We start from the raw sequence: 13,308 nt of genomic DNA, 5'->3' as shown, positions 1-13,308 counted from the left end.
AGATGAGACTTAATAAGATCAGACTTAAAAATATAGTATTGCCAATTTCCGCAGCATTTCTTTTGACAACAGCGGCTTCATGCCTGAAAGACCTGGAAAGAGAGCCGATAACGGATCAGATTGGAAACAATATATATAAAGATTTCTCCAACTACAAAAATGTATTGGCCAAGCTATATGGTGGTCTTGCCATGGGCGGACAGATCAGTGGTGACGGAGATCAGCCGGATAGTGATATTAACGGGATTAATGGGGGCTTTTCCCAATACACAAGATTGCTGTATACCCTTAATGTTGTGACCACCGATGAAGCCGTTATCGGTTGGAATGACGGAAACCTGCATACCATGCACAAAATGACATGGGATGCTTCCAACGAATTTATTGCAGCAACATATTACAGAATATATACGGAAATTGCATACTGTAATGAATTTTTAAGAAATGTTACAGATGAAAGGCTGGGTACGAACAATATTACAGGGGATAATCTTACCCAGGCAAAACTAATGAGAGCGGAGGCTCGTTTCTTGAGGGCACAATCTTATTTCCATGCGCTGGATATGTTTGGAAACGTTCCTTTTGTTACCGAAGCTTATTCTCCGGCAGTGACAACCCCGCCTTCAAGAATAGAGAGAAAAGATTTGTTCAAATATATCGAAACCGAACTTTTGGCTATCGCTGATGAATTGAAAGATCCGCGAACAAACGAATACGGAAGAGCAGATAAAGCTGCCGCATGGGCTTTACTGGCAAGACTGTACCTGAATGCTGAAGTGTATACCGGAACTCAAAGAAATACAGATTGTATTACTTACTGTAATAAAGTAATCGGAGCAGGATACTCTTTAAAACCAAAATATGAAGACCTGTTTTTAGCGGATAACAACATCAGCAATTCTGAGCAGATTTTAAGTGTAAACTTTGACGGAATCAATACACAGACCAACGGAGGAACTACTTACATGGTGCATGCAGCGGTAGGAGGCGAAATGAAAGCGGCAGACTACGGAATCAACGGCGGTTGGTATGGGCTGAGAGCGACCAAGTCATTTGTAGGCTTATTCCCGGCTAACGGAAGTGATAAAAGAGGAAGATTCTTTACCCAGGGACAGAATCTTGAGATCAATGACCTGGCATCTTTCACCGATGGTTATGCATTTATAAAATATAAAAATGTTAAAAGCAACGGATCTCCGGGAGCTCATAACAACTGGGTAGAAGCTGACATTCCTTTGTACCGTTTGGGTGATATCTATCTGATGTATGCGGAAGCAGTACTCAGAGGCGGAAGCGGAGGCAGTCAGGCTACAGCTGTTGAATATGTCAATAAACTTAGAGAGCGTGCCTATGGTGATGCCAGCGGAAATGTAACCTCCATCAATCTTGATTTTATCCTGGACGAAAGAGCAAGAGAATTATCCTGGGAAATGACCAGGAGATCAGATCTTATCAGATTCGGAAAATATACAACAGGTGCTTATCTGTGGCCATGGAAAGGAAATGTTAAAGAAGGAAAAGCCGTAGACAGTTACAGAAACCTGTTCCCGATTCCGACAAGAGACCTTATTGCTAATCCGAACCTGGTACAAAACCCGGGATATTAATACAAAATAAAATTTATAAAGAGTAAAAAACGCTGCTCTGTGCAGCGTTTTCTTTTCCTAAAGTTTAATAAATAGTCATTATGAAGAAAATTACAGTTGGAGCCCTTTTGCTCTCGATGATGTTTGTAGGTGTGAAGGCACAATCTTTAAAATCACCGGACGGGAAGTTTGAAATGAATTTTCAGTTGAAAGACGGGATTCCGTTTTACAATCTGAAATATAACGGCTCAGTAGTAGTGGAAGATTCTAAATTGGGGTTAAGATTATTTAAAGACAAAGCGATAAAGTTCGCTTCTGAAATAGCAAAACCGGAAGATGCAAAATTTGACTTAAATAACGGTTTTGCCAAAGTAGATGAAAAAAGAGATTCTAAAAATGAAACCTGGCAACCGGTGCTGGGAGAAAAGAAAAATTATATCAATAACTATAATGAATTGGCGGTAACGCTGAATCAGGCTTCAACAGACAGAAGTATCGTAGTGAAATTCAGATTGTTCAACGATGGATTAGGATTCAGATATGAATTCCCACAGCAGAAAAATCTGAACTACTTTGTGATCAGGGAAGAAGATTCTGAAATCGATTTTCCAACCGACATGAAAGCGTGGTGGATGGTTGCAGACTATGACTCCCAGGAATACCAGTATCAGGAGACAAAAGTTTCCGAAATTCCCGCAAAATGGGATAAAGCATTCGATGCCAATGCCTCTCAGACCTTGGTGAAAAATGCTGTTCAGTCTCCGCTGATGCTTAAAAAAGAAGGTAAAAATCCGCTGTATATCAATGTTGCTGAAGCAGCAGTGTTAGACTATCCGGCTTCACACCTGGAAGTAGATGCGCAGAATTTTAAATTCAAAACACACCTGACCGCTGACAGGCAGGGGGCAAAAGGATATATCCAGACTCCTTCCGTAACACCCTGGAGAACGATCATCGTGGCACCAAAGGCAGAAGAAGTGATGGATTCCAAAATGATCTTCAACCTTAACGAGCCTACAAAATATAAGGATACCTCGTACATTCACCCTACAAAATATATGGGTGTATGGTGGGAAATGATCATTGGCAAATCTCAATGGGCGTATTCTACTGCTGAAAACGTACATTTAGATAAAACAGACTTTACCAAGCTTACTCCGAACGGAAAACATGCTGCCAACAATACAAAAGTGAAGGAGTATATCGACTTTGCAGCAGAAAACGGATTCCAGGGATTATTGATTGAAGGCTGGAATATCGGTTGGGAAGACTGGTTTGGAAACTCCAAGGAATATGTTTTCGATTTTGTCACTCCTTACCCGGATTTTGATATCAAAATGCTAAATGAATATGCCCATTCTAAAGGAATCAAACTGATTATGCACCATGAAACTTCAGGTTCTGCAACGAACTATGAAAGATGGGCGGACAAAGCATTCCAAACAATGAATAAATATGGTTATGATGCTGTGAAAACAGGATATGTAGGAGATATCATCCCAAGAGGTGAGCATCACTACTCTCAGTGGACCGTCAACCATTATTACAGAATTGCTGAAAAAGCCAATGACTATAAAATTATGGTCAATTCCCACGAGTCTGTACGCCCTACAGGGGAAAGCCGTACCTACCCGAACTATATCTCTGCGGAAGCAGCCCGTGGTACGGAATATGAAGCTTTTGGAGGAAACAAACCCGATCACCAGACCGTTCTTCCGTTTACAAGATGGATGGGAGGTTCTATGGATTATACGCCGGGGATTTTCCAAACCAAGTTAGATTATTATTTCCCTGGTGACAAACGATTTGTGAAAACTACATTGGCTAAGCAGCTTGCATTATATGTAACCATGTATATGCCTCTTCAGATGGCTGCAGATTTACCAGAGAACTACAAAAAACATATGGATGCTTTCCAGTTTATTAAAGATGTAGCAGCAGATTGGGATGATACGAAGATTTTATCGGCTGAGCCCGGAGATTACGTCATCACAGCCAGAAAAGCAAAAGGTACTGAAAACTGGTTTGTAGGAGGTATTACAGATGAAAACAAGCGTGAGTACACGGTAGATTTCTCATTCCTGGATAAAGGGAAAAAATATGAAGCAACGATCTACGAAGATGGAAAGGATGCCGATTATATCGATAATCCTCAAAGCTACAATATCTATAAAAAGGAAATTACCAGCAAATCAAAGATTAATTTCAAAATGGTAAGAAGCGGTGGTTTTGCCGTCTCTATTAAACCGGTAAAATAATCTGAAGAAATAAAAGACCGGGACTAACACCTTTTTTTAACCTGTTTTTTCCGGTCTTTAAATTTGTTGCTTTCTCATTGAATTCGGTGCTCTTTTGTTTATTTAATGAAAAAAAAATAATTAAATTGAAAAAAAGTTTTGTTTTCTAAAATGTTTCTTTATATTTGGTAATGTAAGTAAAATTATTAATCAAAAACTAATTAAACATGAAAAAGAAAGTTCAAATTTCTAAAAACCTTGAACAAAAGGAAATTCTTAAAAAATCAATCCAAAACTCAGAAAAGAATGTAGACCTGTATAAGTCTATCTTTGGAGGAAGAGAGATTGATGCCGTAATCGGAACTTGTGGTGTAGTAGCTATTTCGGGAGCTTCTGCAGCTTACGACAGAGCTCACGACACTTTTTTAAGAGCTTAATAATTACTTTTTTATAAAAAATTTAAGTTCTTCGTTAGTCAAATAGCGAAGAACTTTATTATTGATAGAGATATGGTTACTTCTTTTGTTCTGAAGGTTGCAAGCAGATGCAACCTCAACTGTTCTTATTGTTATATGTACAATTTAGGCGATAAAACCTACTTGAAACAGCCTAAATTTATGTCCATAGACACGATAACAATATTCGCTGAAAAATTATTACGCTATAGCACTGAAAACAGCTTGAAAGCCTTTCAGATTGTATTTCATGGAGGTGAACCTCTGCTTTTCCCTAAAGAATTTTACAGGGAAGGTATCAGGATATTTACAGAAACCCTTCCCGATGCCTATTTTGATTTTGTCATTCAAACCAATGGAGTAGGCCTGGATGAAGACTGGTACAGCCTTTTTGATGAGTTGAACATCCGGGTCGGAATCAGTATGGATGGACCTAAAGAATATCATGATAAATACCGGGTTTTTCATAATGGAAAAGGATCGTATGATGAGGTCCGTCACGCCATTCAGATCGGATTGGATAAAGGGATGCATGGCGTTTTGTCGGTAGTGAACCTCAATATTAGCCCTCAGGAGCTTTACCAGGAATTTAAAAATCTCAATATCCCGAGTTTTAACCTCCTTCTTCCGGATGGTCATTTTGATAAGTTGCCGGATGATATCCTTCCGGAAAAGATCAATACTTATGGGTATACTCCGTTTGCAGATTGGCTGATAGAGCTGTTCCGGATATGGAAAAATGATCCGGAAAGACCTAATATGAGATTTTTCAAAACGCTTATCCAGCTGGTTGCAGGTGAAGAAGTCGGAGATCAGATGGTAGGATTGAAAAAAAATGGAGTAGCAGTGGTGGAAACCAACGGGAACCTTGAAGTTGCAGACTCTATCAGAGCCTGCTATGAAGGCATTACCCGGAATGACATCAATATTCATACCCATGAAATTGCTGCCATCCTCGAAGATCCGCTTTTTGATATCTACATCAACTCGCATCAGATGGTGAACGAAAAGTGCCTTCAATGCCCGATTTATGAAATCTGTGGCGGAGGATTTCTGCTCAACAGGTATTCTAACGAAAAAGGTTTCGATAATCCTACTATTTATTGTCATGACATGATAAAGCTGGTCACTTACATCCAGAATGACCTGATCGACAGTCTGCCTGAAGAGGCCTGTGAAAAAATGCAGCTCACCAGAGTTTCATATGATGATATCGTAGAAGAATTGGAAAGCATAGATTATGGTTTTCCCCAGAAAGAATTTAAAGAAAAATTATTAGCCTATAGTTTAGCATGAATTTAAAAGAAGGTATTAGAATTTACAATCAGCAGATTGAAAATATAGAAGGCCAGATCAGTATCAATTCGGGGGTTTTACCTGTTGATAACACCAATCCTGAAATCGAATACTATCACAATGCCTATTTGCCCAACCTGGAGTGGCGCTCACTCACAGATCCGGAGTATAAAAAAATTCTGACACCTGATGAGGATAGCAGAATGTTTAACACGTTGGGAATGGGGACCGTTCCGCTATCGTTGGAAAAGTTGTTTAAGAGCCTTAAGCTTAATGAATGTGAATCCCTTTTTGACGTGCCGAAGCAGTTTGAAAAAAATGAAGATCTTATTAAAAAACTGAATGACGAACTCAACGTCTTTTTAGAGCAGAAATCTTCAGGAGGAAAATATAAATTTCACAGAATCGCCAGGTCACTGCCTGATATGCAGAGTACGACTTTTCACCACACAGGTCAGAATACTTTTAAATATACAGGATTACACATTGATAAAAGTATTTCATTTACCCCTCACACCGCTTACAAATCAGATAACAGAATTTCCATTAATATAAGCGCTGAATCAAGATTCCTTTACTTTATTAATCTTACTTTAAGGCAGATCTACACTAAAGTTCAGAAAAAATACACCGGAAAAATTACTTCAGAGAATATTGTGGAAGAATTTTTTAAACTTTATCCGGATTATCCTGTAGTAAGGCTGGAGATTAAACCTTATCAGTATTATATCGCCCCAACGGATAACTTTATTCATGACGGAACGACATTAGGAAACAAATTTTTTGATATTACGATGGTTTATACAGGAGTATTCGACAGATACTAGACACACTTGCCAATAGTAAAATATGACATATGGAAAAACTAAAACCGGGAATTAAAATTTACCTGAACGGAAAAGAAGACACCGTTCTTATCAATTCAGGCACGATACACCATTCAAAGCAGGCTCCCAACGAACTGATTTTTAAAAATGAAAAATTTATTCAGCAGTACGAGGCAGAAGCGCATCTTCCTAAAAGAGACTGGCGTATACCGACTGAAGAGGAATATAAAATATTTACCGGAAATCATAAAAATAAAAAGGATTACAACTCTGTTTTTACCGGAGAAATGCCCCAAAATTTAAAAGAGCTTTTCGTTAAACTTGACTTACATTCCGCGACCTCAGAAGCTGAAGTATTTGAAAAATTCAGGGAAAATAAAGCATTGGTCCATGAGATGAATATCAGACTCAATGCATTTCTTGAAAGCATTTCCCTTGCCCCGTTTAAATTTATGAGCCTCGCAGCCAATTTTGCCAACAGTGAAATTGTCTCTTTAGACAAAAGAAAGCTGCCGGACGGGTATACCATTCATGATATCAGGTTTATAGGAGTGCATAAAGACAGTTCTAAAGATATGACTTTACACACAGCTCATAAATATGGCAACCGTATTGCCTTTAACCTTGGAAAAGAATCAAGATATTTACTCATTATCAACCTCTCTATGCTTCAGGTGTATGATATGATCAAAAAGAAAATCGATATCAGGGAAAACGAAGTCAACAACAAAAATATTACAGCGTATTTTCTAAAACTTTTTCCTGATTATCCCGTTTTAAGAATAGAGCATAAGCCTTATCATTATTATATTGCGCCTACGGATAATTGTTTCCATGACGGATCTACCATGGGAAGTACGTCCCTCGATATTCTTATGACGTATCTAGGTAAGTTTTTAATATAATACCGAACTTTATGATGAAATATACATTCACTTTTTTATTATCATTTTTATCGGTTATTCAGATCATGGCACAGAAAAAACTCCCGGTATTGAAAGCGAATTCCTCAAAAGCAATTTTTATTGAAGAAGATAACGGACTGAAAACGGACTGGAATATTGATCCGTCTGTGAAACCCGATGTATACACCGTTTCCCGGATCATCGATGGCTCGAAGACGATCAAGGTAAAAACAGATATTGATTCTATCAGGATAAAAATAAAAAAAGGGGAGAAAAAAGACTTTATCATACTTCTGAAAGGAAAAGACTCATGTTTTACCAGGATCGAAAGTGTACCCTCTAAAGATTTCAGTAGGACTACGCCCGCTTTTCATGATACGATCCGTCTGGGGATTAATGAGCAGAATACCATGTTTGTAAAAGCAGCTTTGAACAAAACCGACTCTCTTACCCTTAATTTTGATACTGGAAGCAGCAATCTTTCCCTTACCCAGGAAACATTACAGAACAAAATTAAACAATCTTTAAAATCAGGTGTGAATATACTTTCCATCGGAAACAAAAATTATCAGGATTTCAGGATTTTTAAAGTGGAATTAACCGGGCATGGAACAGATGGGAGGTTCGGCTGGGATCTTTTTGACGGAATGGTAGTAGAGCTTGATTACGACCTGGGAAATATGATCGTTCATTCCCAACTTCCTGAAAAAGTAAAAAAAGACAAAGCCTATGAAAAACTAAACATTACTTTTTATGATAAATTATTTTTTGTCGAAACCACCATTCAGCAGGGTGCCGTAAAGAATAAAGACTGGTTCCTCTTTGATACCGGTTATCAGAGAACGGTAATGCTGGATGGCCCTCTGCTCAAAGAACAAAAATTTCCTACTGATCAGATGAAGATTATAAAAAAAGTCATTATGAAAGGCGCCAAAGGAAACGAAATCCCTGTTGTGACAGCCAACCTTGAAAGTCTGAGTCTGGGAAAATACAGCCTTAAAAATATTCCTGCACAGCTACTTTCCGAAAGCAGGCCGGTGAATGATAAAAAAATGAATATTCTGGGGAATGAAATTCTTAAAAGATTTAATGTTTTCCTGGATTTTCAAAATAATATGGTGTATATAAAGCCCAATAAACTGTATAATGAAAGCTATATTGAAAAGCAATAAACGGTCATAATAAATATTATTCCTTAACTTTATAATCCTTAATGGTTTTACCTTTAAGGATTTTTTATGTGGAAATTTTCTATTTTTAATGTTGATGGCTAAAATTTTTAATAAACAAAATGTTTTTCTCCTGCTCCTCATCGGAATGGTTTTCATGGGATATCTGATCCCTTTTCGTGAATCTTATAATTCTTATTTTAATCTTTCAGCCTTTATAGATTGGGGAATTGCAGCTATTTTTTTACTGTATGGTCTTAAACTCAACCTTAAAGAAGTAATTAAAGACATTACCAACTGGAAGCTGCATTTGCTTATCCAGTCAGGTACATTTATTCTCTTTCCTCTGTTGGTGCTGATCTTTTATCCCTTGGTGAAAGGATCCGCATATCAGGAGATCTGGCTTGCCATATTTTTTCTGGCTTGCCTGCCTTCTACCGTTTCATCTTCGGTAGTAATGGTATCTATTGCTAAAGGAAATGTAACTTCTGCGATCTTTAATGCCTCCATTTCCGGTTTGATTGGTATTGTGATGACTCCGCTTCTCATGAGCTTTTTCTTAACTTCTGCAGCAGGATCGGGAAACCACGGAGACGTGTTGCAGCAACTTCTGATTAAAGTTTTATTACCCATTATTCTCGGAATCTTATTGAATCCGGTTTTTAAAAAGTGGGTAACAAAATATTCGAATAGTATCGCGGAATTTGACCGATTGATTATTTTACTCATTGTTTACGAAAGCTTTTCAACGGCATTCATAGAAAATATTTTCAGCTCAGTTCCTCCGGTGACCTTTCTGATTCTCGCATTCAGTGTCGTTTTCCTGTTCTTTACAGTATACAATATTCTTAAGTTGATTGCCGGTAAGATGGACTTCAAAAGGGAAGATATCATTACAGTAGCTTTCTGCGGGTCAAAAAAGTCCCTTGTCCACGGAAGTCTTTTTCTGTTGGTTTTAGGTATTCCTGAGGATAAAAAAGTCTTATTTCTGCTTCCTGTCATGGTATATCACAGCTTTCAGTTGTTTTACGTAAGCTGGCTGGCAGGCAAAATTGCAGAAAAATCTTCAAAAATTAACCCAAGCTAGCACCAAAGCCTGGGTTGATTATATCTTTTACCATTAAGTATATTCCGGAACTTCCGGCTGTTGAGGTTGGCCGCCATCTTTCTTGCTGATCATCTTTTCTCTATACTCTTTTTGATATTGCTTTACCGTTTTTCCCGTACCGTCATGTCTCCATCCCGGTGAGAAAAAAAGATATTTGATTCTTGTGATAAAAGAAATTCCGGGTTGTCTGATATCCTTTCCAATCCTTCTCCATTCATAAAATAACATGGTAGCCGGGTCTTTCGATTTTATTTTTGGATATACTCCGTATTTTACTGGAACTTCAGGATCTTCCTTTTCGAATGTTCCGAAAATTTTGTCCCAGATAATCAGCCCCATTCCCATATTTCGGTCCAGATATTTGATGTTACAGGCATGATGTACACGATGATGTGATGGCGTTACTAAGATATATTCCAGAAAACCCATGCTTTTAATAGATTGGGTATGTACAAAAGTTCCATAGATCTGTATCGCAGAATAAGCGACCAGGATATGCCACGGATGAAAGCCTATGAATGCCAGCGGAGAGAAGAACAAATACCTGTACAAAGGTTGAAATACCGGGCTCCTGAAACCTGTACTGATATTGAAATAATCGGAATTATGATGAGTAATATGTACCGCCCAGAAAACGCGGGAGTGATGATCCACATAATGATGAACATAATAGGCAAAATCCTGGGCAAGGAATACCGCAATCCAATACCAGATTCCTTCCTGCCAGTCGAAAATACGGTGGTGATAAAAAAACATCATGACAAACAGAGAAAATCCCTTCATGATAATATCTAATCCATAATTGAGCAATGCAAAAAGAACATTGGTCGCCACATCTTTTGTTTCATAGATTTTCTCCTTATTAAAATGACTGTAAGCCATCTCCATAAAAATAATAGCAGCAAACACCGGAATCGTCCATGTATAGACAACATCCGGCCCTTCGACCTCGAACATAGTACTTAGGTTAAACATTTTTTCTGTAAATCTAAAAATAAAACTGATTTGAAATTATTATTTTTAGATTAAATATTGCTTTCCGTTACTATTTTTAGTTAAAAAAATAAAATTTAAGTAATTTTATTTTTCATAAGGGTCATATTTTTAAAGATGTAAGCAATCGGTAAGGTGTAGAAGAGACCTATAATTCCCCTGGTACCAATTTTAGTGCTGATCTTTGATTTTTTTTTGTAATTTGCTGGTAAGTTGTTCATAATTAAATTGTTGTATGTTTGATGGTAACTTGTTGGTTTTCAAAATAATGAACGGTTTTTCAAATGCAGTAAATGAACTCATGACGACCTGTTAAATGGAAAACTAAGAATATTTATGAAAAAAATACCCCTGATTTTCGCACTCTCAGCAGCCTCAATCGCTTTTTCTCAGTCAAAAATCATAGAAAAAGTTGAGCCGGCCTTCTGGTGGAAAGACATGAAAAATCCTGAACTTCAGATTTTGGTCTACGGCAAAGATGTTGCCCATAATGATATTGTGCTTTCCGACAATATTCCCGTTAAAGATATTCAGAAAGTAGAAAACCCCAATTATGTCTTCGTTACCGTTAATACCAATGAAATCAACGTTCCCCAATTTACAATCAACATTAAAAAAGGCAAAAAAAATCTGGGAAGCTATCATTATGAATTGAAATCGAGAAACCCGGGTTCCGCAGACCGTGGCTCATTCAGCTCAAAAGATGTGATGTATCTTATTATGCCGGACCGTTTTGCCAATGGTGATGAGAAAAATGACTCGAGCCGTGATCTAACCGAAAAAGCAGATCGGACGCTGCCAAACGGCAGGCATGGTGGAGATTTAAAGGGAATCATCAACAATCTGGATTATATTCAAAACCTTGGGGCTACAGCCGTATGGCTGACTCCGGTCAACGAAGACAACGAAAAAGTCTATTCTTATCACGGGTATGCACAGACCGATTTATATAAAATAGATGCCCGCTACGGAACCAATGACGACTACAAAAACCTTTCCCGTGAGCTTAACAAAAGGAATATGAAGCTGGTAATGGATTATGTGACCAATCACTGGGGTATTTCACACTGGATGATTAGGGATCTTCCTTCAAAGGACTGGATTCACTGGTTCGCCGATGGTGAAAAAGGTTTTAAACGCTCAAATTACAAAACAACCACTCAATTTGATCCTAACGCTTCTGAAATTGATAAGAAATATGCGTTAAACGGCTGGTTTGATACTACAATGCCGGATATTAACCAGAAAAATCCATTGGTGTTAAAATATTTAACCCAAAATGCCATATGGTGGATTGAATACGCAGAATTGGGAGGTTTTCGTGTAGATACTTATCCGTACAACGACAAAGAAGCAATGGCCAAATGGGCTAAGGCGATCACTGACGAGTATCCGAAATTTAATATTGTGGGTGAAACCTGGCTATACACTTCCGGCCAGATCTCTGCATGGCAGAAGGATTCCAAAACAGGAGAGGCAGCGGGATATAATTCGAACCTGCCATCGGTAATGGATTTTATGCTGTTTGCAGATATGCCCAAAGCACTACAGGAAAAAGAAAGCTGGAATACAGGCATGATAAAGCTTTACGATTCTTTCACCAGCGATTTCCTGTATCCTGATATCAATAACCTTCTGATTTTTTTTGAAAACCATGACACCGAAAGATGGAATGAAATCTTTAATGCAGATCCCAAAGCTTATAAAATGGGCCTTACCCTCATTTCAACCGTTCGCGGAATTCCCCAGATTTATTACGGGTCAGAAATAGGAATGCGCGGAGATAAAAATAAAGGGGGCGATGCAGACATCCGACGTGATTTTCCTGGAGGATGGAAATCTGATCAGCAAAATGCTTTTAATCCTGCCACACAGACTCCCGAACAAAAAGAATTCTTTGATTTTACCCAAAAAATACTCAACTGGAGAAAAAATAAAGAAGTGATTCATACCGGAAAAACAAAAAATTACGTTCCTCAGGATGGAGTCTTTACTTACTTCAGATATAATGAAAAAGAAAGTGTCATGGTGATGCTCAACAACAATGATAAAGACCAACAAGTGGATCTGAAACGTTTTGAAGAATCATTACAAGGATTCTCTAAAGGAAAAGAGGTGATGTCGGGAAAAGAATGGCTACTTCAGAATAGTATCGTTATTCCGGCCAGATCATCATTAATTATTGAACTGAAAAAATAAATTATAAACTATATGAAAAAATCAATAAGTATTTATGCTGTTCTGTTATTTTTAATAGGATCTGCATTGCTTTCCGCACAAGCCAAAAATACATTTGAAAAAGAAAAATCTGAGATCAGTACCATGCTTGATGCCTTTAATGTGGCTGCAGCCAAAGCAGATTATACAACTTACTTCAACTATTTTGCAGATGAGTCCACATTTATTGGAACAGATGCGACCGAAGTTTGGGATAAAAAAGCTTTCATGCTATGGGCAAAACCTCACTTTGATAAAAAAAGAACATGGAATTTTACAGCATTGAAGAGAAATATATACTTCAGCAAAGACGGAAAACTGGCCTGGTTTGATGAATTATTGGACACGCAGATGAAAATTTGCAGAGGCTCAGGTGTCGTTGAAAAAATCAATGGAAACTGGAAGGTAAAACAATATGTACTTTCCATGACCATTCCTAATGATGTGGTGGATAAGGTTGTTGCTGAAAAATCGGCCCTTGAAGATCCTTTAATTCAGGAATTAAAGAAATAAGA

At 37.8% G+C, this 13,308-nt stretch carries 11 protein-coding genes; 10 read left to right on the top strand and 1 reads right to left on the bottom strand.

The genetic code is table 11. The features are described 5' to 3' along the window. Nucleotides 1-2 precede the first annotated feature (2 nt). The 8 genes from M030_RS0106750 (at nucleotide 3) to M030_RS0106715 (ending at nucleotide 9,562) form a co-directional block, all read left to right on the top strand. Nucleotides 3-1,607, top strand: a complete 1,605-nt coding sequence (locus M030_RS0106750) for a RagB/SusD family nutrient uptake outer membrane protein (RefSeq protein ID WP_081806298.1) — start codon at nucleotides 3-5, stop codon at nucleotides 1,605-1,607. A gap of 80 nt (nucleotides 1,608-1,687) precedes the next feature. Further along, nucleotides 1,688-3,844, top strand: a complete 2,157-nt coding sequence (locus M030_RS0106745; protein WP_027372798.1) for a glycoside hydrolase family 97 protein — start codon at nucleotides 1,688-1,690, stop codon at nucleotides 3,842-3,844. A 206-nt stretch (nucleotides 3,845-4,050) separates the two neighbouring features. Then, nucleotides 4,051-4,260, top strand: coding sequence for a hypothetical protein (locus tag M030_RS0106740; protein WP_027372797.1), 210 nt, complete (start codon nucleotides 4,051-4,053; stop codon nucleotides 4,258-4,260). A gap of 72 nt (nucleotides 4,261-4,332) precedes the next feature. Further along, complete coding sequence (locus M030_RS0106735; protein ID WP_081806297.1) at nucleotides 4,333-5,574, top strand: radical SAM protein; 1,242 nt, start codon at nucleotides 4,333-4,335, stop codon at nucleotides 5,572-5,574. After that, nucleotides 5,571-6,401 carry a hypothetical protein gene (locus M030_RS0106730; protein WP_027372795.1) on the top strand — a complete coding sequence of 277 codons (831 nt, stop codon included), beginning with the start codon at nucleotides 5,571-5,573 and terminating at the stop codon, nucleotides 6,399-6,401. Before M030_RS0106735 ends, M030_RS0106730 begins: the two co-directional genes overlap by 4 nt. Nucleotides 6,402-6,430: 29 nt before the next feature. Next, the gene (locus M030_RS0106725; RefSeq protein WP_027372794.1) at nucleotides 6,431-7,306 is read left to right on the top strand and encodes a hypothetical protein; all 876 of its coding nucleotides are present in this window, start codon (nucleotides 6,431-6,433) and stop codon (nucleotides 7,304-7,306) included. A gap of 11 nt (nucleotides 7,307-7,317) precedes the next feature. After that, nucleotides 7,318-8,478, top strand: a complete 1,161-nt coding sequence (locus M030_RS0106720; RefSeq protein ID WP_227533131.1) for an aspartyl protease family protein — start codon at nucleotides 7,318-7,320, stop codon at nucleotides 8,476-8,478. A 94-nt stretch (nucleotides 8,479-8,572) separates the two neighbouring features. Then, nucleotides 8,573-9,562 (top strand): bile acid:sodium symporter family protein, encoded by a 990-nt coding sequence (locus tag M030_RS0106715; RefSeq protein ID WP_027372792.1) that lies wholly within the window; start codon nucleotides 8,573-8,575, stop codon nucleotides 9,560-9,562. A gap of 33 nt (nucleotides 9,563-9,595) precedes the next feature. Here M030_RS0106715 and M030_RS23825 read toward each other — a convergent pair whose 3' ends face one another. Then, nucleotides 9,596-10,558 carry a sterol desaturase family protein gene (locus M030_RS23825; RefSeq protein ID WP_034722215.1) on the bottom strand — a complete coding sequence of 321 codons (963 nt, stop codon included), beginning with the start codon at nucleotides 10,556-10,558 and terminating at the stop codon, nucleotides 9,596-9,598. A 354-nt stretch (nucleotides 10,559-10,912) separates the two neighbouring features. Between M030_RS23825 and M030_RS0106700 the strand changes: the two genes are divergently transcribed. Together M030_RS0106700 and M030_RS0106695 are read left to right on the top strand one after the other, a co-directional pair. After that, complete coding sequence (locus M030_RS0106700) at nucleotides 10,913-12,775, top strand: glycoside hydrolase family 13 protein (RefSeq protein ID WP_027372791.1); 1,863 nt, start codon at nucleotides 10,913-10,915, stop codon at nucleotides 12,773-12,775. Nucleotides 12,776-12,787: 12 nt separating this feature from the next. Then, nucleotides 12,788-13,306 carry a nuclear transport factor 2 family protein gene (locus M030_RS0106695; RefSeq protein WP_027372790.1) on the top strand — a complete coding sequence of 173 codons (519 nt, stop codon included), beginning with the start codon at nucleotides 12,788-12,790 and terminating at the stop codon, nucleotides 13,304-13,306. Nucleotides 13,307-13,308 lie beyond the last annotated feature (2 nt).

The sequence above is a fragment of the Chryseobacterium sp. UNC8MFCol genome (genome assembly GCF_000482305.1).
GTDB lineage: Bacteria > Bacteroidota > Bacteroidia > Flavobacteriales > Weeksellaceae > Chryseobacterium > Chryseobacterium indologenes.
Note: the sequence above shows the minus strand (reverse complement) of the source record. Positions and strands in the feature narration are given on the sequence as shown.